We start from the raw sequence: 19,385 nt of genomic DNA on the forward strand, positions 1-19,385 counted from the left end.
TTCCAGCAAAGATCACCTGGCGCCGATGAGTAAGGCGTACAGAACCACTCTCCAGGAGGACCCCGTGGCGAAGGCGAAGTTCGAGCGGACTAAGCCGCACGTCAACATCGGCACCATCGGTCACATTGACCACGGTAAGACGACCCTCACGGCCGCCATTACCAAGGTGCTGCACGACGCGTACCCGGACCTGAACGAGGCCTCGGCCTTCGACCAGATCGACAAGGCTCCTGAGGAGCGCCAGCGCGGTATCACCATCTCCATCGCGCACGTCGAGTACCAGACCGAGGCGCGTCACTACGCCCACGTCGACTGCCCGGGTCACGCCGACTACATCAAGAACATGATCACCGGTGCCGCGCAGATGGACGGCGCCATCCTCGTGGTCGCCGCCACCGACGGCCCGATGCCGCAGACCAAGGAGCACGTGCTCCTGGCCCGCCAGGTCGGCGTTCCGTACATCGTCGTCGCCCTGAACAAGGCCGACATGGTGGACGACGAGGAGATCCTGGAGCTCGTCGAGCTCGAGGTTCGTGAGCTCCTCTCCGAGTACGAGTTCCCGGGCGACGACCTGCCGGTCGTCCAGGTCTCGGCGCTCAAGGCGCTCGAGGGCGACAAGGAGTGGGGCGAGAAGCTCCTCGGCCTCATGAAGGCCGTCGACGAGCACATCCCCACGCCGCCGCGTGACACCGAGAAGCCGTTCCTCATGCCCGTCGAGGACGTCTTCACGATCACCGGTCGCGGTACGGTCGTCACCGGCCGTATCGAGCGCGGTGTCCTGAAGGTCAACGAGACCGTTGACATCATCGGCATCAAGGAAGCCAAGACCACCACCACGGTCACCGGCATCGAGATGTTCCGCAAGCTGCTCGACGAGGGCCAGGCCGGCGAGAACGTCGGTCTGCTCCTCCGTGGCATCAAGCGCGAGGACGTCGAGCGCGGCCAGGTCATCATCAAGCCCGGTTCGGTCACGCCGCACACCGAGTTCGAGGCCCAGGCCTACATCCTGTCGAAGGACGAGGGTGGCCGTCACACCCCCTTCTTCAACAACTACCGCCCGCAGTTCTACTTCCGTACCACGGACGTCACGGGTGTCGTCACCCTGCCGGCCGGCACGGAGATGGTCATGCCGGGCGACAACACCGAGATGACGGTCGCGCTGATCCAGCCGGTCGCCATGGAGGAGGGCCTGAAGTTCGCCATCCGTGAGGGTGGTCGTACCGTGGGCGCCGGCCAGGTCACCAAGATCACGAAGTAATTCGTGTTCTGACCTGGTAGCCCGCGCGAGCGGGCACCGTGTCTGACAGAAGGGCCCCTCCTTCGACGCTTCGGCGCCGGGGGAGGGGCCCTTCGTCGTGCCAGGGAGGGCGTGCGAGAGGCTGCGCCGTCGCAGGGCGCGGGGCCGATGGCGGGCCGCGCGCGGATCTTCCGGGTGGGGACACGCCCTGCGGTCGGATCTGGTGGCCGACCTGCTGCCGCTCCCGCCCGCGGCTGCGGCGCTGGGGCTGGAGCTGCCGGACCCGGAGCCGGAAGGGGTCATCGAGCCGCTGGAGGAGGTGCTGAGGGCCCCTTCCGAGGCGCATGACCCGCTGGACCTCTTCAGCCGGGCCGACCCCGCAGAGGTCAAGCTCGTGGGTGATGCGGTCAAGGTCCGCGGCCGGATGCGGGTGGAGGCGAGCGCCGAGTGCCCGGGCCAGGTCCACGTGCGGACCGACTACTCCTTCGTCTACCCGTTCGTGCAGGCGAAGCCGGGTGCCGAGCAGGTCGAGCGGACCGTCGACGACACGCAGGAGGACTGCCGGGTCATCTCGCGATCCTGACCGGATTCCGCAACGGATCCAGGGGTGCGGCGCGGTTTGACGTGTCCGCGCGGAGGGGTATTGTTTTCCGCCCGATTGGCGCAGTACGCGTCTCGTATGGCAGACTACTCAAGTTGCTCGGTTGAGTGCCGATGCTGCGCGCCTCCCGCCGGGAGGACCGGAAGCGAGTCCCACAGTACTCGTCGCCTCTATCTGTCCCTCGGGGCAGCAATGGGGGCGGACGTACGGGAATCTTCTGGGAAGTGTCAGCACGGGGCCGACCAGGCACCCGGTGGGTGTTTCTCCCCCGAATCGCGGTCTTGGGACCGCACCCCCTTGAAGAGGGAAATTTCCGTATGGGGATTTTCTGTAGAGGGAGTGCGACACGCCCGACCGCGTGGGTCGGAGAGAAGCGGTGGAGAGATCCACAGCCGCCCGGGAGCCAGAGCGTTTCCACAACAGACAGGACTACGGAGTAGCCATGGCGGGACAGAAGATCCGCATCCGGCTCAAGGCCTACGACCACGAGGTCATCGACTCCTCGGCGAAGAAGATCGTCGAGACGGTGACCCGCACTGGTGCGTCGGTCGCAGGCCCGGTGCCGCTGCCCACTGAGAAGAACGTGTACTGCGTCATCAAGTCGCCGCACAAGTACAAGGACTCGCGCGAGCACTTCGAGATGCGCACGCACAAGCGCCTGATCGACATCCTCGACCCGACGCCCAAGACCGTTGACTCGCTGATGCGCCTGGACCTTCCGGCCGGCGTTGACATCGAGATCAAGCTCTGAGAGGCGTCGAGAAGATGGCAAAGCAGATCAAGGGCGTCCTGGGCGAGAAGCTCGGCATGACCCAGGTCTGGGACGAGAACAACCGTGTCGTCCCGGTGACCGTTGTCAAGGCCGGGCCCTGCGTCGTTACCCAGGTCCGTACGAACGACATCGACGGCTACGAGTCGGTCCAGATCGCCTTCGGCGAGATTGACCCGCGCAAGGTGAACAAGCCCCTCAAGGGCCACTTCGCCAAGGCCGACGTGACCCCCCGCCGCCACCTGGTGGAGCTCCGCACCTCCGACGCCAGCGAGTACACGCTCGGCCAGGAGATCACTGCTGAGGTGTTCGAGTCCGGCGTCAAGGTTGACGTCACGGGCAACAGCAAGGGCAAGGGCTTCGCCGGTGTCATGAAGCGGCACAACTTCCGGGGCCTCGGCGCCGGTCACGGTGTGCAGCGCAAGCACCGCTCCCCCGGTTCGATCGGTGGCTGCGCCACCCCTGGGCGTGTCTTCAAGGGCATGCGCATGGCTGGTCGTATGGGCAACGAGCGCGTCACCACCCAGAACCTGACCATCCACGCGGTAGACGCGGAGAAGGGTCTGCTGCTCATCAAGGGCGCGGTCCCCGGTCCGAACGGCGGCCTCGTCCTGGTCCGTACCGCGGCCAAGGGGGCTTGAGGTTAATGAGCACCATTGACATCCTTTCGCCGGCAGGCGACAAGGCCGGTACCGTCGAGCTCCCCGCGGAGATCTTCGACGCGAAGACCAGCGTTCCGCTGATCCACCAGGTCGTCGTCGCACAGCTGGCTGCTGCCCGTCAGGGCACGCACAAGACCAAGACCCGTGGCGAAGTCCGTGGTGGTGGCCGCAAGCCGTACCGCCAGAAGGGCACCGGCCGCGCGCGTCAGGGTTCGACCCGTGCGCCGCAGTTCGCCGGCGGTGGCGTCGTCCACGGCCCGCAGCCGCGTGACTACTCGCAGCGGACCCCGAAGAAGATGAAGGTCGCCGCCCTCCGCGGTGCCCTGTCGGACCGCGCGCGTCACTCCCGCATCCACGTCGTCACCGGCGTGGTCGAGGGTGCCGCCTCCACGAAGGCCGCCAAGACGCTGTTCGGCAAGATCTCGGAGCGCAAGAACCTGCTCCTGGTCGTCGAGCGTGCCGACGAGGCCGCGTGGCTGTCCGCCCGCAACCTGCCCCAGGTCCACATCCTGGAGCCGGGCCAGCTGAACACGTACGACGTGATCGTCTCTGACGACGTGGTCTTCACTCAGGCCGCGCTTGAGTCCTTCGTGTCTGGCCCCAAGGCCGATGAGACCGAAGGGAGCGACGCCTGATGTCTGAGGCGACCGTTACCAGCAAGACCTTCACTGACCCGCGCGACCTGCTGATCAAGCCGGTTGTCTCGGAGAAGAGCTACGCGCTGCTGGACGAGAACAAGTACACGTTCATCGTCGCGCCCGGCTCCAACAAGACTCAGATCAAGCAGGCCGTCGAGGCGGTCTTCGGGGTCAAGGTCACCGGGGTCAACACGATCAACCGTCAGGGTAAGCGCAAGCGCACCAAGACCGGTTTCGGCAAGCGCGCTGACACCAAGCGCGCCATCGTGACCCTCGCTGAGGGCGACCGAATCGACATCTTCGGCGGCCAGGCCTCCTAACGGAGGTCTAGTCGTCCGGAATCGGACGAGGACTGAGAAATGGGTATCCGCAAGTACAAGCCGACGACCCCGGGCCGTCGTGGCTCCAGCGTCGCCGACTTTGTCGAGATCACGCGGTCCACGCCGGAGAAGTCGCTGGTTCGCCCGCTGCACAGCAAGGGCGGCCGTAACAACACCGGTCGGATCACCGTTCGCCACCAGGGTGGTGGACACAAGCGCGCCTACCGCGTGATCGACTTCCGTCGTCACGACAAGGACGGCGTGCCGGCCAAGGTCGCGCACATCGAGTACGACCCCAACCGCACCGCGCGCATCGCGCTCCTGCACTACGCGGACGGCGAGAAGCGCTACATCATCGCTCCCCGCGGTCTGAACCAGGGCGACCGGATTGAGAACGGCCCCACGGCCGACATCAAGCCCGGCAACAACCTGGCCCTCCGCAACATCCCGGTCGGTACCACGATCCACGCGATCGAGCTCCGTCCCGGTGGTGGCGCCAAGTTCGCCCGTTCCGCGGGTGCCTCCGTGCAGCTGCTGGCGAAGGAGGGCACCATGGCCCACCTTCGTATGCCGTCGGGTGAAATCCGTCTCGTCGACGCGCGCTGCCGCGCGACCGTCGGTGAGGTCGGCAACGCCGAGCAGTCGAACATCAACTGGGGCAAGGCCGGCCGCATGCGCTGGAAGGGCGTTCGCCCCTCCGTCCGCGGTGTCGCGATGAACCCGGTCGACCACCCGCACGGTGGTGGTGAGGGTAAGACCTCCGGTGGTCGTCACCCGGTCTCCCCGTGGGGTCAGAAGGAGGGTCGTACTCGCTCGCCGAAGAAGGCTTCGAGCAAGTACATCGTCCGCCGCCGCAAGACGAACAAGAAGCGCTAGGAGCGGGTTTAGATGCCGCGCAGTCTCAAGAAGGGACCCTTCGTCGACGGACACCTCATCAAGAAGGTGGACGTACAGAACGAAGCTGGTACCAAGAACGTCATCAAGACCTGGTCCCGTCGCTCGATGATCATCCCGGCCATGCTGGGTCACACCATCGCGGTGCACAACGGCAAGACCCACGTCCCGGTGTTCGTCACCGAGTCGATGGTCGGCCACAAGCTCGGCGAGTTCTCGCCGACTCGCACCTTCCGCGGCCACGTCAAGGACGACCGGAAGTCGAAGCGCCGCTAAAGGCGGGGTGGAACGACTAATGACTTACACCGAAGGGACAACCATGGAAGCCAGGGCCCAGGCGCGGTACATCCGCGTCACGCCCATGAAGGCCCGCCGCGTGGTGGACCTTATCCGTGGCATGGATGCCACGGAGGCTCAGGCGGTCCTGCGTTTCGCCCCGCAGGCCGCGAGCGTGCCGGTTGGCAAGGTGCTGGACAGCGCCATTGCCAATGCCGCACACAACTACAACCACCCGGACGCCTCCACGCTGGTCATCAGCGAGGCGTACGTGGACGAGGGCCCGACCCTGAAGCGGTTCCGTCCGCGTGCCCAGGGCCGTGCCTACCGGATCCGCAAGCGGACCAGCCACATCACCGTGGTCGTCAGCAGCAAGGAAGGTTCCCGGTAATGGGCCAGAAGGTAAACCCGCACGGGTTCCGGCTCGGCATCACCACCGACTTCAAGTCGCGTTGGTACGCCGACAAGCTGTACAAGGACTACGTCAAGGAAGACGTCGCCATCCGTCGGATGATGACGTCCGGCATGGAGCGCGCCGGCATCTCGAAGGTTGAGATCGAGCGCACCCGTGACCGCGTGCGTGTGGACATCCACACCGCTCGTCCGGGCATCGTCATCGGCCGCCGTGGCGCCGAGGCCGACCGCATCCGCGGTGACCTCGAGAAGCTCACGGGCAAGCAGGTCCAGCTGAACATCCTCGAGGTCAAGAACCCCGAGCTTGACGCTCAGCTGGTTGCCCAGGCCGTTGCCGAGCAGCTCTCCTCCCGCGTCTCCTTCCGTCGCGCCATGCGTAAGAGCATGCAGGGCACGATGAAGGCCGGCGCCAAGGGCATCAAGATCCAGTGTGGCGGTCGCCTCGGCGGCGCCGAGATGTCCCGCTCCGAGTTCTACCGCGAGGGTCGTGTGCCGCTGCACACGCTGCGCGCGAACGTGGACTACGGCTTCTTCGAGGCCAAGACCACCTTCGGCCGTATCGGTGTGAAGGTCTGGATCTACAAGGGCGACGTCAAGAACATCGCCGAGGTTCGCGCCGAGAACGCTGCGGCCCGTGCGGGTAACCGCCCGGCCCGTGGTGCCGGCGCTGGCGACCGTCCCGCCGGCCGTGGTGGCCGTGGTGGCGAGCGCGGCGGCCGTGGTGGCCGCAAGCCGCAGCAGGCTGCTGGTGCCGAGGCCCCCAAGGCCGACGCTCCCGCCGCCGCTCCGGCCGAGAGCACCGGAACGGAGGCCTGACCGACATGCTGATCCCTCGTAGGGTCAAGCACCGCAAGCAGCACCACCCGAAGCGCAGCGGTATGGCCAAGGGCGGTACTGAGGTCACGTTCGGCGAGTACGGCATCCAGGCGCTGACCCCGGCGTACGTGACGAACCGCCAGATCGAGGCGGCTCGTATCGCGATGACCCGCCACATCAAGCGTGGCGGCAAGGTCTGGATCAACATCTACCCGGACCGTCCTCTGACGAAGAAGCCGGCCGAGACCCGCATGGGTTCCGGTAAGGGTTCTCCCGAGTGGTGGATCGCCAACGTGCACCCGGGTCGGGTCATGTTCGAGCTGTCCTACCCGAACGAGAAGATTGCTCGTGAGGCGCTCACCCGCGCTGCTCACAAGCTTCCGATGAAGTGCCGGATTGTTCGGCGCGAGGCAGGTGAGTCGTGATGGCGACGGGAACCAAGGCGTCCGAGCTGCGTGAGCTCGGCAACGAGGAGCTCGTTGGCAAGCTGCGCGAGGCCAAGGAGGAGCTGTTCAAGCTCCGCTTCCAGGCGGCCACGGGTCAGCTGGAGAACAACGGCCGGCTCAAGTCCGTCCGTAAGGACATCGCTCGCATCTACACCCTGATGCACGAGCGTGAGCTCGGTATCGAGACGGTGGAGAGCGCCTGATGAGCGAGAAGAACGTGACTGAGACCACTGAGCAGCGCGGTTTCCGCAAGACCCGTGAGGGTCTGGTCGTCAGCGACAAGATGGACAAGACCGTCGTCGTCGCCGTCGAGGACCGCGTGAAGCACGCGCTGTACGGCAAGGTCATCCGCCGTACGAACAAGCTCAAGGCTCACGACGAGCAGAACGCTGCCGGCGTCGGCGACCGCGTCCTCATCATGGAGACGCGTCCGCTGTCGGCGAGCAAGCGCTGGCGCATCGTCGAGATCCTCGAGAAGGCCAAGTAAGCATCTGAGGGGTTTCCCTCAGGTTCGTTCCGCCAGGCTCGGTGGGGGGACCGCTAGTCACTAGCGGCCCCCCGCCGGGAACCGGCAGACAATCAGGAGATAGACGTGATCCAGCAGGAGTCGCGACTGCGTGTCGCCGACAACACTGGTGCCAAGGAGATCCTTTGCATCCGTGTTCTCGGTGGCTCGGGTCGCCGCTACGCGGGCATCGGTGACGTCATCGTCGCCACCGTCAAGGACGCGATCCCCGGTGGCAACGTGAAGAAGGGTGACGTCGTCAAGGCGGTCATCGTTCGCACCGTCAAGGAGCGCCGCCGCCAGGACGGCTCGTACATCCGCTTCGACGAGAACGCCGCTGTCATTCTCAAGAACGACGGCGACCCTCGTGGCACCCGTATCTTCGGCCCCGTGGGCCGTGAGCTGCGCGAGAAGAAGTTCATGAAGATCATCTCGCTCGCGCCGGAGGTGCTGTAAGCATGAAGATCAAGAAGGGCGACCTGGTTCAGGTCATCACCGGTAAGGACAAGGGCAAGCAGGGCAAGGTCATCGTCGCCTTCCCCGCCGACAACCGCGTCCTGGTCGAGGGTGTCAACCGGGTCAAGAAGCACACCAAGGCCGGTCAGACCGCTGGTGGCTCGCAGGCCGGTGGCATCGTGATCACCGAGGCCCCGATCCACGTCAGCAACGTTCAGCTGGTTGTGGAGAAGGACGGCCAGAAGGTCGTCACCCGCGTCGGCTACCGCTTCGACGACGAGGGCAACAAGATCCGCGTTGCCAAGCGGACGGGTGAGGACATCTGATGGCTACCACTCCGCGTCTCAAGACGAAGTACCGCGAGGACATCGCCGGCAAGCTGCGTGAGGAGTTCTCGTACGAGAACGTCATGCAGATCCCCGGTCTCGTGAAGATCGTGGTCAACATGGGTGTGGGCGACGCCGCCCGCGACTCCAAGCTGATCGACGGCGCCATCAAGGACCTGACGACGATCACCGGTCAGAAGCCGGCCGTCACGAAGGCCCGCAAGTCCATCGCGCAGTTCAAGCTGCGCGAGGGTCAGCCGATCGGCTGCCACGTCACCCTCCGTGGTGACCGCATGTGGGAGTTCCTGGACCGTACGCTGTCGCTCGCGCTGCCGCGTATCCGTGACTTCCGTGGTCTGTCGCCGAAGCAGTTCGACGGCCGTGGCAACTACACCTTCGGTCTCACGGAGCAGGTCATGTTCCACGAGATCGACCAGGACAAGATCGACCGTACCCGGGGTATGGACATCACCGTGGTCACCACGGCGACCAACGACGCTGAGGGCCGCGCGCTCCTTCGTCACCTCGGCTTCCCCTTCAAGGAGGCGTAAGCGAGATGGCGAAGAAGGCTCTCATCGCGAAGGCTGCCCGCAAGCCCAAGTTCGGTGTGCGTGCGTACACCCGCTGCCAGCGCTGCGGTCGTCCCCACTCCGTGTACCGCAAGTTCGGCCTGTGCCGCGTCTGCCTTCGTGAGATGGCTCACCGTGGCGAGCTGCCGGGCGTGACCAAGAGCTCCTGGTAATTCCCTCTCGTCCGCAAGGACTTGGGAACTTCCAGGCACTCTCGGTAAGCATCTGGACGGTGGGTGCCCGGCCCCGCATGCCGTAGGCTTGTGGGGTTGGGCGTCCGCCGCCCATAACGACTTACTACGCCGTAGGTCCCCGCACCGCACCCGTCCCGCCACTGAGTGGGGAGAGGGATGGCGCATACAGGAAACCCCGGCGAGAGAGGCCGAAGGCCACTTCATGACCATGACTGACCCGATCGCAGACATGCTGACCCGTCTGCGTAACGCTAACTCGGCGTACCACGACACCGTCGTGATGCCGCACAGCAAGATCAAGTCGCACATCGCGGAGATCCTCAAGCAGGAGGGTTTCATCACCGGCTGGAAGGTCGAGGACGCCGAGGTCGGCAAGAACCTCGTCCTCGAGCTGAAGTTCGGGCCGAACCGTGAGCGCTCCATCGCGGGCATCAAGCGGATCTCGAAGCCCGGTCTGCGCGTGTACGCAAAGTCCACCAACCTGCCGAAGGTCCTCGGCGGCCTGGGCGTGGCGATCATCTCCACGTCCCACGGTCTCCTGACCGGCCAGCAGGCAGGCAAGAAGGGCGTAGGTGGGGAAGTCCTCGCCTACGTCTGGTAGTCGGGAACGGAGGAAAAGCAATGTCGCGAATCGGCAAGCTCCCCATCCAGGTTCCCGCCGGTGTGGACGTCACCATCGACGGCCAGACGGTCGCGGTGAAGGGCCCCAAGGGTTCCCTCACGCACACCGTCAAGGCGCCGATCGAGATCGTCAAGGGTGAGGACGGCGTTCTCAACGTCACCCGCCCGAACGACGAGCGTCAGAACAAGGCCCTGCACGGCCTGTCCCGCACGCTGGTGGCGAACATGATCACCGGTGTGACCACGGGGTACGTCAAGGCTCTCGAGATCAGCGGTGTCGGTTACCGCGTCGCCGCGAAGGGCTCCAACCTGGAGTTCCAGCTTGGTTACAGCCACCCGATCCTGATCGAGGCGCCCGAGGGCATCTCCTTCAAGGTCGAGTCGCCCACCAAGTTCTCGGTCGAGGGCATCGACAAGCAGAAGGTCGGCGAGGTCGCCGCCAACATCCGCAAGCTGCGGAAGCCCGACCCGTACAAGGCCAAGGGTGTCAAGTACGCCGGCGAAGTCATCCGCCGCAAGGTCGGAAAGGCTGGTAAGTAGCCATGGCATACGGTGTGAAGATCGCCAAGGGCGACGCGTACAAGCGCGCTGCCAAGGCTCGCCGCCACATCCGCATCCGCAAGAACGTCTCGGGTACGGCGGAGCGTCCGCGCCTCGTCGTGACGCGTTCCAACCGCAACATCGTTGCTCAGGTCATCGACGACCTCCAGGGTCACACCCTGGCGTCCGCGTCGACCCTGGACGCTTCGATCCGCGGTGGCGAAGGCGACAAGAGCGCCCAGGCCCAGCAGGTCGGCGCGCTCGTCGCCGAGCGTGCCAAGGCTGCGGGTGTCGAGACCGTCGTGTTCGACCGCGGTGGCAACCGATACGCCGGGCGCATTGCCGCTCTGGCTGACGCCGCCCGCGAAGCCGGGCTGAAGTTCTAAGCCCCGGTTCCGGGACTCACGGACGTAACAGAGAGAGGTAATCCAATGGCTGGACCCCAGCGCCGCGGAAGCGGTGCCGGTGGCGGCGAGCGGCGGGACCGGAAGGGTCGCGACGGTGGCCCTGCCGCCGAGAAGACCGCTTACGTTGAGCGCGTTGTCGCGATCAACCGCGTCGCCAAGGTTGTCAAGGGTGGTCGCCGCTTCAGCTTCACCGCGCTGGTCGTGGTGGGCGACGGTGACGGCACCGTAGGTGTCGGTTACGGCAAGGCCAAGGAAGTTCCCGCGGCCATCGCCAAGGGCGTCGAGGAAGCCAAGAAGAACTTCTTCAAGGTTCCCCGTATCCAGGGCACCATCCCGCACCCGATCCAGGGCGAGAAGGCGGCCGGCGTTGTCCTGCTGAAGCCTGCTTCCCCCGGTACCGGTGTTATCGCCGGTGGCCCGGTGCGCGCCGTTCTGGAGTGCGCCGGCGTTCACGACATCCTGTCGAAGTCCCTGGGCTCCGACAACGCGATCAACATCGTGCACGCGACCGTGGCGGCCCTCCAGGGCCTGCAGCGTCCCGAGGAGATCGCGGCTCGCCGTGGTCTGCCCCTCGAGGACGTCGCCCCCGCGGCTCTGCTCCGTGCGCGTGCTGGGGCGGGTGCGTAATGGCTCGCCTCAAGATCACGCAGACGAAGTCGTACATCGGCAGCAAGCAGAACCACCGCGACACTCTGCGTTCGCTCGGGCTCAAGCGCCTGAACGACGTGGTCGTCAAGGAGGACCGCCCCGAGTTCCGCGGAATGGTTCACACCGTCCGCCACCTCGTGACGGTTGAGGAGGTTGACTAACATGGCTGAGAACAGCCCGCTCAAGGCCCACAACCTCCGTCCCGCCCCCGGTGCCAAGACCGCGAAGACCCGTGTCGGTCGTGGTGAGGCGTCGAAGGGTAAGACGGCCGGTCGTGGTACGAAGGGCCAGAAGGCCCGCTACCAGATCCCGCAGCGCTTCGAGGGTGGGCAGATGCCCCTCCACATGCGTCTGCCGAAGCTCAAGGGCTTCAAGAACCCCTTCCGCACCGAGTTCCAGGTTGTCAACCTGGACAAGCTCGGCGCTCTCTACCCCGAGGGTGGAGAGGTCACGGTGGCCGACCTGGTCGCCAAGGGCGCGGTGCGCAAGAACAGCCTCGTCAAGGTCCTGGGCCAGGGCGAGATCTCCGTGGCGCTGCAGGTTTCGGTTGACGCCGTCTCCGCTTCCGCCAAGGAGAAGATTGCCGCTGCCGGCGGCACCGTCACCGAGCTCGTCTAAGACGAAACTCTGTGATTAATAGCTGAAACCCGACCGGGGATGCCTCACATATGGGGCATCCCCGGTTGGTCGTTCCACGGGGGGCGCAGTCGCCGGTAAGGTGGCCTGCACCTTTGCTTGTACGTATTCGTCGATCCCTCAGACCGTCACCTCTGACGCAGTAGCGCGGGGGTCGCAGGAGGCACCGTGCTCACCGCGTTCGCCCGGGCGTTCAAGACGCCCGACCTGCGCAAGAAGCTGCTCTTCACGCTCGGCATCATCGTGCTGTTCCGGCTCGGGTCACACATCCCCGTCCCCGGCGTGAGCTACAAGAACGTTCAGATCTGTGTTGACCAGCCGGGCAACAGCAATGGGCTGTTCGGTCTCGTCAACCTGTTCAGCGGCGGTGCGCTGCTGCAGATCACGATCTTCGCGCTCGGCATCATGCCGTACATCACGGCGAGCATCATCCTGCAGCTGCTGACCGTGGTCATCCCGAAGCTGGAGAACCTCAAAAAAGAGGGACAGTCCGGCACGGCGAAGATCACTCAGTACACGCGCTATCTGACGGTCGCGCTCGCGATCCTGCAGGGCACCGGCCTCGTGGCCACCGCCCGCAGCGGCGCCCTGTTCCAGGGCTGCCAGGTCGCCAGCCAGATCGTCCCGGACCGGTCGATCTTCACCACGGTCGTCATGGTCGTCACGATGACCGCCGGTACCTGTGTCGTCATGTGGCTCGGTGAGCTCGTGACCGACCGCGGCATCGGCAACGGCATGTCGATCCTCATGTTCATCTCCATCGCGGCCGGCTTCATCAGCGCCCTGTGGGGGATCAAGGTCCAGGGCAAGATCGCGGACGGCTGGGTCGAGTTCGGCGTGGTCATCCTCGTCGGCCTGGCGATGGTCGCCCTGGTGGTCTTCGTCGAGCAGGCGCAGCGCCGGATCCCGGTCCAGTACGCGAAGCGCATGATCGGTCGCCGCGCCTACGGCGGTACCTCGACCTACATCCCGCTCAAGGTCAACCAGGCGGGTGTCATCCCGGTCATCTTCGCCTCGTCGCTGCTGTACATCCCGGCGCTGATCGTTCAGTTCAGCGGCTCGACCGCCGGCTGGGCGACCTGGATCAACAAGCACTTCGTCAAGGGCGACCACCCGTACTACATCGCGGCCTACTTCCTCCTGATCGTGTTCTTCGCGTTCTTCTACGTGGCGATCTCGTTCAACCCCGAGGAAGTTGCAGACAACATGAAGAAGTATGGTGGGTTCATCCCGGGCATCCGCGCCGGCCGACCTACCGCCGAGTACCTGAGCTACGTACTCAACCGGATCACCTGGCCGGGGTCGCTGTACCTGGGTCTCATCGCTCTTGTGCCGACGATGGCGTTGGCAGGCTTCGGCGCGAACCAGAACTTCCCGTTCGGCGGGACGAGCATCCTGATCATCGTGGGTGTGGGTCTGGAGACCGTGAAGCAGATCGAGAGCCAGCTCCAGCAGCGCAATTACGAAGGGTTCCTCCGCTGATGCGAATCGTCCTCGTCGGACCTCCCGGTGCGGGCAAGGGAACGCAGGCCGCGTTCCTTGCCAAGAACCTGTCGATCCCGCACATCTCCACGGGCGATCTCTTCCGCGCCAACATCAGCCGGAACACGGAGCTGGGCCAGCGCGCGAAGGCGTTCATGGACGCCGGCGACCTCGTCCCCGACGAGATCACCATCGGCATGGCCAAGGACCGCATGGAGCAGCCCGACGCCGTGAACGGCTTCCTGCTCGACGGTTTCCCGCGCAACGTGTCCCAGGCCGAGGCGCTGGACCGGATGCTCGAGGCGGAGGGCATGAAGCTCGACGCCGTCCTCGACCTGGAGGTCGAGGAGGATGAGGTCGTCAAGCGGATCGCCGGCCGCCGGATCTGTCGCAACGACTCCGCGCACGTCTTCCACGTCACGTACGCCCCGCCGAAGACCGACGGCGTCTGCGACGCCTGCGGCGGCGAGCTGTACCAGCGCGGCGACGACTCCGAGTCGACGGTGCGCAACCGGCTGGAGGTCTACCACACGCAGACCGAGCCGATCATCGACTACTACAAGGCCCAGGGCCTGCTGGTGACCATCCCGGCCCTCGGTGAGGTCGCGGACGTCACGCAGCGCGCGATGGACGCCCTCAAGAAGTAGTTCCCTTGCTGTGCAGGAACGGCCGCGGTGTCCCCAGGGCATCGCGGCCGTACTGTTGAGAAGACCCGAATCAAAGGTGGAAGGCCAGTCCATGGTGCAGATCAAGAGCCCCGAGCAGATCGCGAAGATGCGCGAGGCAGGGCTGGTCGTCGCCGCGATCCACGCGGCGACCCGTGAGGCGGCCGTGCCGGGTGCCACGACGCGGGATCTGGACATGGTGGCCCGCAAGGTCATCGCCGACGCCGGCGCGAAGTCGAACTTCCTCGGGTACGGCGGTTTCCCCGCGACCATCTGCACCTCGGTGAACGAGGTCGTCGTCCACGGCATCCCGGACGACAAGACGGTCCTCAAGGACGGCGACGTCATCTCGATCGACGCCGGCGCGATCGTGGACGGCTGGCACGGCGACGCCGCGTACACGGCCTTCGTGGGCACGGGGCACGCCCCTGAGCTCATCGAGCTCTCCCGGGTGACCGAGGAGTCGATGTGGGCCGGCATCGCGGCCATGAAGCTCGGCAACCGCCTCGTGGACATCTCGAAGGCGATCGAGGGCTACATCCGCCGCCAGCCGCGTCCCGCGACCGGCAAGTACGGGATCATCGAGGACTACGGCGGCCACGGCATCGGTTCCGAGATGCACATGGACCCGCACCTGCTGAACTACGTCTCGCGCAAGCGCGGCAAGGGCATCAAGCTGGTCCCGGGCGTCTGCCTGGCGATCGAGCCCATGGTCTCCCTGGGCACCGCCCAGACGGAGGTCCTGGCGGACGACTGGACGGTCATCACGACCGACGGCACCTGGTCCTCGCACTGGGAGCACTCCATCGCGCTGACCGAGGAGGGCCCGATCGTGCTGACCAGCCCGGACTGCGGCAAGGCGAAGCTGGCGGCCTACGGCGTCACCACGGCGCCCGATCCCCTGGGCTGACCCCGCAGGTTAATGATCTAGTGTGTGGGGCAAACTTTCCGGATTCGTCTTTCTGGGTGCCCTGACGTAGACTGACTCGTCGGCTCCTTTGCACCCGCATGTCCGCATGCGAAGCGGGGAGCTGATCAAGGTAGCCGATTCGAAAGGCGAAGCGTGGCCAAGAAGCAAGGTGCCATCGAAATCGAGGGCACCGTGATCGAGTCCCTCCCGAACGCGATGTTCAAGGTGGAACTCCAGAACGGTCACAAGGTCCTCGCGCACATCAGCGGCAAGATGCGGATGCACTACATCCGAATCCTGCCCGATGACCGGGTTGTGGTGGAGCTTTCCCCGTACGACCTGACGCGTGGCCGGATCGTCTACCGATACAAGTAGATCTTGTCCTCGCTCCCGTCTGGGCGTCTCGTCCCGGCGCGGGTGGTGGCACTGACCCGGAGAACCTCACCAACATGAAGGTCAAGCCGAGCGTCAAGAAGATCTGCGACAAGTGCAAGGTGATCCGCCGTCACGGTCGGGTCATGGTCATCTGCGACAACCTGCGCCACAAGCAGCGCCAGGGCTGACGCACGCCGACCGACCTGCCTTCCGCAGTTCTTCGCGCGACGTAAGAAAAACGTACATACGCAGAACCCGCCCAGCCCCCTGTGGGGCCGGCGGCACCTCCGGCGGGGGCCGGGGACCCGGACGTACCACCACCCATCAGGTGTGGTCGGCGGTCGGGGTCGGTTCTGCGGAAGACCCCCGAACACACAGGAGCCATTGAATGGCACGCGTTTCCGGTGTTGACATCCCGCGCGAAAAGCGTGTGGAGATCGCACTCACCTACGTCTTCGGTATCGGGCGCACCCGGTCCAAGGAGATCCTCGCCTCCACCGGCGTGAACCCGAACACCCGCGTTCGTGACCTGGCCGAAGAGGACCTGGTCAAGATCCGCGAGTACGTGGACGCCAACCTCCGTACCGAGGGTGACCTCCGCCGCGAGATCCAGGCCGACATCCGTCGCAAGGTCGAGATCCAGTGCTACCAGGGTATCCGCCACCGTCGCGGCCTCCCGGTGCACGGTCAGCGCACCAGCACGAACGCGCGTACCCGCAAGGGCCCGCGTCGCGCGATCGCCGGTAAGAAGAAGCCGGGCAAGAAGTAGTCCTGTTCAGCGGTCTTGCGCTGTAGGACCGACCACCTCCCGTAGGAGATTTAGATGCCCCCCAAGGGTCGTCAGGGCGCTGCCAAGAAGGTGCGCCGCAAGGAAAAGAAGAACGTCGCTCACGGGCACGCCCACATCAAGAGCACGTTCAACAACACCATCGTTTCGATCACCGACCCCTCGGGCAACGTGATCTCCTGGGCCTCCGCCGGCCACGTCGGCTTCAAGGGCTCGCGCAAGTCCACCCCCTTCGCCGCGCAGATGGCCGCCGAGTCGGCCGCCCGCCGCGCGCAGGAGCACGGCATGCGCAAGGTTGACGTCTTCGTCAAGGGTCCGGGCTCCGGCCGCGAGACCGCGATCCGCTCCCTCCAGGCCACCGGCCTCGAGGTCGGCTCGATCCAGGACGTCACCCCCACCCCGCACAACGGCTGCCGCCCGCCGAAGCGCCGCCGCGTCTGACGCAGCGGACGCACCCGTGCGTCTTTGAGTGTCCGGGCGGTACGTTCTCCTTCGGGGGGACGTACCGCCCGTACCCTTGCTGTACCTGGCTTTACCCGTCGGGCGTCAAATAGTGGGCGTCCACGACTGAAGGAACACAGACATGCTTATCGCTCAGCGTCCTTCGCTGACCGAAGAGGTCGTCGACGAGTACCGCTCGCGGTTCGTGATCGAGCCGCTGGAGCCGGGCTTCGGCTACACCCTCGGCAACTCGCTGCGCCGTACCCTCCTGTCCTCCATCCCGGGTGCCGCTGTCACCAGCATCCGCGTGGACGGCGTCCTGCACGAGTTCACCACCGTGCCGGGCGTCAAGGAAGACGTCACCGACATCATCCTCAACATCAAGCAGCTGGTCGTCTCCTCGGAGCACGACGAGCCGGTCGTGATGTACCTGCGCAAGCAGGGTCCCGGCCTGGTCACCGCTGCCGACATCGCGCCCCCGGCCGGTGTCGAGGTGCACAACCCGGACCTGGTCCTCGCCACGCTCAACGGCAAGGGCAAGCTGGAGATGGAGCTGACCGTCGAGCGCGGTCGCGGCTACGTCTCCGCCGTCCAGAACAAGCAGCTGGGCCAGGAGATCGGTCGCATCCCGATCGACTCCATCTACAGCCCGGTCCTCAAGGTCACCTACAAGGTCGAGGCGACCCGAGTCGAGCAGCGCACCGACTTCGACAAGCTGATCGTCGACGTCGAGACCAAGCAGGCCATGCGCCCGCGTGACGCCATGGCGTCCGCCGGCAAGACCCTGGTCGAGCTGTTCGGTCTGGCGCGCGAGCTCAACATCGACGCCGAGGGCATCGACATGGGCCCCTCGCCGACGGACGCGGCCCTGGCCGCCGACCTGGCGCTGCCGATCGAGGAGCTGGAGCTCACGGTCCGCTCGTACAACTGCCTCAAGCGCGAGGGCATCCACTCCGTGGGTGAGCTCGTCGCCCGCTCCGAGGCGGACCTGCTCGACATCCGCAACTTCGGTGCGAAGTCGATCGACGAGGTCAAGGCGAAGCTGGCCGGCATGGGCCTGGCCCTCAAGGACAGCCCGCCCGGATTCGACCCGACCGCCGCCGCCGACGCCTTCGGCGCCGACGACGACGCGGACGCCGGTTTCGTCGAGACCGAGCAGTACTAAGCACCACCTGTAGATCTTTCCCGCGGCATCCGCCCCGGGGGAACTGACACCGGTACCTGACACGGCCGGTGCAGATATGAAGGAGTATCACCATGCCGCGTCCCGCAAAGGGTGCCCGTCTGGGCGGCAGCGCCGCGCACGAGAAGCACCTCCTCGCGAACCTCGCGAAGTCGCTCTTCGAGCACGGCCGCATCACGACGACCGAGGCCAAGGCCCGCCGCCTGCGTCCGGTCGCCGAGCGTCTGATCACCAAGGCGAAGAAGGGCGACATCCACAACCGTCGCCTCGTTCTGCAGACGATCACGGACAAGAGCATCGTGCACACGCTGTTCACCGAGATCGCCCCGCGCTACGAGAACCGCCCCGGTGGTTACACGCGCATCACCAAGATCGGCAACCGTCGCGGCGACAACGCCCCGATGGCCGTGATCGAGCTGGTCGAGGCCCTTACGGTCGCCCAGCAGGCCACCGGTGAGGCCGAGGCCGCCACCAAGCGCGCGGTCAAGGAGGCGGAGGCCACCGAGGCTCCCGCCGCCGAGGAGACCAAGGAGGCCTGATCCCCTCCGGGATCACGCTGAATGGCTCTGAGCGGGCCCGCCCCTTTCCCGGGGCGGGCCCGTTCTGCTTTTCCTGACGTTCTTGTGCTTCTGAGAGGATCGCTCACGTGAGTGACGAGGTGGAGCCCGGGCACGTCCGGGTGCGGCTGGACCTGTCGTACGACGGGAAGGACTTCTCCGGCTGGGCCAAGCAGCGCACGCTGCGTACGGTCCAGGGCGAGCTGGAATCGGCCCTGAAGACCGTGATGCGGCTGCCCGAGCCGGTCGAGCTGACCGTCGCAGGGCGGACCGACGCCGGGGTGCACGCCCGCGGTCAGGTGGCCCAGTTCGACCTGGCCGAGGAGGTGTGGGCCGAGCACCACGACAAGCTGCTGCGCCGGCTCGCCGGGCGGCTGCCGCACGACGTACGGGTGTGGAAGGCCGCCGAGGCCCCCGAGGGGTTCAACGCGCGCTTCTCCGCCATCTGGCGCCGGTACGCCTACCGCGTCGGCGACCACCAGGCCGGGGTGGACCCGCTGCGCCGCGGGCACGTCCTGTGGCACCAGTGGCCCCTGGACGTGGACGCCATGAACCGGGCGTCCGCCGCGCTGCTCGGGGAGCACGACTTCGCCGCGTACTGCAAGAAGCGCGAGGGCGCCACGACCATCCGTACGCTCCAGCAGCTCAGCTGGGAGCGGGCCGAGGACGGGATCGTCACCGCGACCGTCCGGGCCGACGCGTTCTGCCACAACATGGTCCGCTCGCTGGTCGGCGCCCTGCTGCACGTCGGCGACGGCCACCGGCCCGTCGAATGGCCCGGGCAGGTGCTGGCCGCGGCCGTACGGGACTCCTCGGTGCACGTGGTCAGGCCGCACGGGCTGACCCTGGAGGAGGTCGGCTACCCGGCGGACGAGCTGCTGGCCGCGCGCAGCAAGGAGGCGCGGAACCTGCGCACCCTCCCGGGCGCGGGCTGCTGCTGAGCCGGGCGACGCGGTCCTGCCGTCCCCGCGCCACGTGGTCCTTTCGTCGTCGCGCCGGGGCATGACCGG

Annotated in this window: 33 protein-coding genes; all 33 read left to right on the top strand. The window is 66.1% G+C overall.

The features are described from left to right. The first annotated feature begins 64 nt into the window (after nt 1-64). The 33 genes from tuf (at nt 65) to truA (ending at nt 19,316) form a co-directional block, all read left to right on the top strand. A complete protein-coding gene (tuf, locus tag OG982_RS17910) occupies nt 65-1,258 on the top strand; it encodes an elongation factor Tu (protein WP_037798043.1) in 1,194 nt (397 codons plus the stop codon). Between the two features lie 202 nt (nt 1,259-1,460). Continuing rightward, a complete protein-coding gene (locus OG982_RS17915) occupies nt 1,461-1,820 on the top strand; it encodes a hypothetical protein (RefSeq protein ID WP_266948870.1) in 360 nt (119 codons plus the stop codon). Nucleotides 1,821-2,280: 460 nt separating this feature from the next. Beyond that, nucleotides 2,281-2,589, top strand: a complete 309-nt coding sequence (gene rpsJ / locus OG982_RS17920) for a 30S ribosomal protein S10 (protein ID WP_003948644.1) — start codon at nt 2,281-2,283, stop codon at nt 2,587-2,589. Between the two features lie 14 nt (nt 2,590-2,603). Further along, nucleotides 2,604-3,248, top strand: coding sequence for a 50S ribosomal protein L3 (rplC, locus tag OG982_RS17925; protein WP_007265899.1), 645 nt, complete (start codon nt 2,604-2,606; stop codon nt 3,246-3,248). A 5-nt stretch (nt 3,249-3,253) separates the two neighbouring features. Then, on the top strand, nt 3,254-3,904 hold the full coding sequence (gene rplD / locus OG982_RS17930) for a 50S ribosomal protein L4 (protein ID WP_031152736.1): 651 nt from the start codon (nt 3,254-3,256) through the stop codon (nt 3,902-3,904). Beyond that, entirely contained in the window at nt 3,904-4,227 is a 324-nt protein-coding gene (gene rplW, locus OG982_RS17935; protein WP_030154694.1) for a 50S ribosomal protein L23, read from the top strand. The genes rplD and rplW overlap by 1 nt, the downstream gene beginning before the upstream one ends. A gap of 39 nt (nt 4,228-4,266) precedes the next feature. After that, on the top strand, nt 4,267-5,103 hold the full coding sequence (gene rplB / locus OG982_RS17940) for a 50S ribosomal protein L2 (RefSeq protein ID WP_030154695.1): 837 nt from the start codon (nt 4,267-4,269) through the stop codon (nt 5,101-5,103). A gap of 12 nt (nt 5,104-5,115) precedes the next feature. Beyond that, complete coding sequence (gene rpsS / locus OG982_RS17945) at nt 5,116-5,397, top strand: 30S ribosomal protein S19 (RefSeq protein ID WP_266785550.1); 282 nt, start codon at nt 5,116-5,118, stop codon at nt 5,395-5,397. Between the two features lie 43 nt (nt 5,398-5,440). Continuing rightward, nucleotides 5,441-5,788, top strand: a complete 348-nt coding sequence (gene rplV / locus OG982_RS17950) for a 50S ribosomal protein L22 (protein ID WP_007265904.1) — start codon at nt 5,441-5,443, stop codon at nt 5,786-5,788. Beyond that, complete coding sequence (gene rpsC / locus OG982_RS17955; RefSeq protein WP_007265905.1) at nt 5,788-6,627, top strand: 30S ribosomal protein S3; 840 nt, start codon at nt 5,788-5,790, stop codon at nt 6,625-6,627. Before rplV ends, rpsC begins: the two co-directional genes overlap by 1 nt. A gap of 5 nt (nt 6,628-6,632) precedes the next feature. Continuing rightward, a complete protein-coding gene (rplP, locus tag OG982_RS17960) occupies nt 6,633-7,052 on the top strand; it encodes a 50S ribosomal protein L16 (protein ID WP_008739704.1) in 420 nt (139 codons plus the stop codon). After that, the gene (gene rpmC / locus OG982_RS17965; RefSeq protein ID WP_008739703.1) at nt 7,052-7,276 is read left to right on the top strand and encodes a 50S ribosomal protein L29; all 225 of its coding nucleotides are present in this window, start codon (nt 7,052-7,054) and stop codon (nt 7,274-7,276) included. The genes rplP and rpmC overlap by 1 nt, the downstream gene beginning before the upstream one ends. Continuing rightward, the gene (rpsQ, locus tag OG982_RS17970; RefSeq protein WP_008739702.1) at nt 7,276-7,560 is read left to right on the top strand and encodes a 30S ribosomal protein S17; all 285 of its coding nucleotides are present in this window, start codon (nt 7,276-7,278) and stop codon (nt 7,558-7,560) included. The genes rpmC and rpsQ overlap by 1 nt, the downstream gene beginning before the upstream one ends. A 105-nt stretch (nt 7,561-7,665) precedes the next feature. Further along, nucleotides 7,666-8,034 carry a 50S ribosomal protein L14 gene (rplN, locus tag OG982_RS17975; protein WP_003956455.1) on the top strand — a complete coding sequence of 123 codons (369 nt, stop codon included), beginning with the start codon at nt 7,666-7,668 and terminating at the stop codon, nt 8,032-8,034. Nucleotides 8,035-8,036: 2 nt separating this feature from the next. Continuing rightward, the gene (gene rplX / locus OG982_RS17980) at nt 8,037-8,360 is read left to right on the top strand and encodes a 50S ribosomal protein L24 (protein ID WP_266785548.1); all 324 of its coding nucleotides are present in this window, start codon (nt 8,037-8,039) and stop codon (nt 8,358-8,360) included. Beyond that, nucleotides 8,360-8,911 (top strand): 50S ribosomal protein L5, encoded by a 552-nt coding sequence (gene rplE / locus OG982_RS17985; protein ID WP_030008469.1) that lies wholly within the window; start codon nt 8,360-8,362, stop codon nt 8,909-8,911. The genes rplX and rplE overlap by 1 nt, the downstream gene beginning before the upstream one ends. A gap of 5 nt (nt 8,912-8,916) precedes the next feature. Then, the gene (locus OG982_RS17990; protein WP_003956452.1) at nt 8,917-9,102 is read left to right on the top strand and encodes a type Z 30S ribosomal protein S14; all 186 of its coding nucleotides are present in this window, start codon (nt 8,917-8,919) and stop codon (nt 9,100-9,102) included. Nucleotides 9,103-9,325: 223 nt separating this feature from the next. Next, complete coding sequence (gene rpsH / locus OG982_RS17995) at nt 9,326-9,724, top strand: 30S ribosomal protein S8 (RefSeq protein ID WP_007265911.1); 399 nt, start codon at nt 9,326-9,328, stop codon at nt 9,722-9,724. A gap of 20 nt (nt 9,725-9,744) precedes the next feature. Next, nucleotides 9,745-10,284, top strand: coding sequence for a 50S ribosomal protein L6 (gene rplF / locus OG982_RS18000; RefSeq protein WP_266785545.1), 540 nt, complete (start codon nt 9,745-9,747; stop codon nt 10,282-10,284). A 2-nt stretch (nt 10,285-10,286) separates the two neighbouring features. Beyond that, nucleotides 10,287-10,670 (top strand): 50S ribosomal protein L18, encoded by a 384-nt coding sequence (rplR, locus tag OG982_RS18005; RefSeq protein WP_266785543.1) that lies wholly within the window; start codon nt 10,287-10,289, stop codon nt 10,668-10,670. 45 nt (nt 10,671-10,715) lie between these two features. After that, nucleotides 10,716-11,318: a 30S ribosomal protein S5 gene (rpsE, locus tag OG982_RS18010; protein WP_030388857.1), complete on the top strand. Its 603-nt coding sequence runs from the start codon at nt 10,716-10,718 to the stop codon at nt 11,316-11,318. Then, a complete protein-coding gene (gene rpmD / locus OG982_RS18015) occupies nt 11,318-11,500 on the top strand; it encodes a 50S ribosomal protein L30 (protein ID WP_005313525.1) in 183 nt (60 codons plus the stop codon). Before rpsE ends, rpmD begins: the two co-directional genes overlap by 1 nt. Nucleotide 11,501: 1 nt before the next feature. Then, nucleotides 11,502-11,957 (top strand): 50S ribosomal protein L15, encoded by a 456-nt coding sequence (gene rplO / locus OG982_RS18020; protein WP_030008473.1) that lies wholly within the window; start codon nt 11,502-11,504, stop codon nt 11,955-11,957. Between the two features lie 186 nt (nt 11,958-12,143). After that, complete coding sequence (gene secY / locus OG982_RS18025; RefSeq protein WP_266785541.1) at nt 12,144-13,457, top strand: preprotein translocase subunit SecY; 1,314 nt, start codon at nt 12,144-12,146, stop codon at nt 13,455-13,457. Further along, complete coding sequence (locus OG982_RS18030) at nt 13,457-14,104, top strand: adenylate kinase (RefSeq protein WP_266785539.1); 648 nt, start codon at nt 13,457-13,459, stop codon at nt 14,102-14,104. The genes secY and OG982_RS18030 overlap by 1 nt, the downstream gene beginning before the upstream one ends. Nucleotides 14,105-14,195: 91 nt before the next feature. Continuing rightward, nucleotides 14,196-15,032: a type I methionyl aminopeptidase gene (map, locus tag OG982_RS18035; RefSeq protein WP_266785537.1), complete on the top strand. Its 837-nt coding sequence runs from the start codon at nt 14,196-14,198 to the stop codon at nt 15,030-15,032. A 153-nt stretch (nt 15,033-15,185) separates the two neighbouring features. Next, nucleotides 15,186-15,407, top strand: a complete 222-nt coding sequence (infA, locus tag OG982_RS18040; RefSeq protein ID WP_003956442.1) for a translation initiation factor IF-1 — start codon at nt 15,186-15,188, stop codon at nt 15,405-15,407. 74 nt (nt 15,408-15,481) lie between these two features. After that, nucleotides 15,482-15,595, top strand: coding sequence for a 50S ribosomal protein L36 (gene rpmJ / locus OG982_RS18045; RefSeq protein WP_003956441.1), 114 nt, complete (start codon nt 15,482-15,484; stop codon nt 15,593-15,595). Between the two features lie 200 nt (nt 15,596-15,795). Further along, nucleotides 15,796-16,176 carry a 30S ribosomal protein S13 gene (gene rpsM / locus OG982_RS18050; protein ID WP_030710357.1) on the top strand — a complete coding sequence of 127 codons (381 nt, stop codon included), beginning with the start codon at nt 15,796-15,798 and terminating at the stop codon, nt 16,174-16,176. A gap of 54 nt (nt 16,177-16,230) precedes the next feature. Next, nucleotides 16,231-16,635 (top strand): 30S ribosomal protein S11, encoded by a 405-nt coding sequence (gene rpsK / locus OG982_RS18055; RefSeq protein ID WP_003956432.1) that lies wholly within the window; start codon nt 16,231-16,233, stop codon nt 16,633-16,635. A gap of 142 nt (nt 16,636-16,777) precedes the next feature. Further along, nucleotides 16,778-17,800, top strand: a complete 1,023-nt coding sequence (locus OG982_RS18060; RefSeq protein WP_008739666.1) for a DNA-directed RNA polymerase subunit alpha — start codon at nt 16,778-16,780, stop codon at nt 17,798-17,800. 92 nt (nt 17,801-17,892) lie between these two features. Further along, a complete protein-coding gene (gene rplQ / locus OG982_RS18065) occupies nt 17,893-18,357 on the top strand; it encodes a 50S ribosomal protein L17 (protein ID WP_008739665.1) in 465 nt (154 codons plus the stop codon). 107 nt (nt 18,358-18,464) lie between these two features. Then, on the top strand, nt 18,465-19,316 hold the full coding sequence (gene truA / locus OG982_RS18070; RefSeq protein ID WP_266785534.1) for a tRNA pseudouridine(38-40) synthase TruA: 852 nt from the start codon (nt 18,465-18,467) through the stop codon (nt 19,314-19,316). Nucleotides 19,317-19,385 lie beyond the last annotated feature (69 nt).

Origin of the sequence: Streptomyces sp. NBC_01551 (assembly GCF_026339935.1) — a bacterium.
GTDB lineage: Bacteria > Actinomycetota > Actinomycetes > Streptomycetales > Streptomycetaceae > Streptomyces.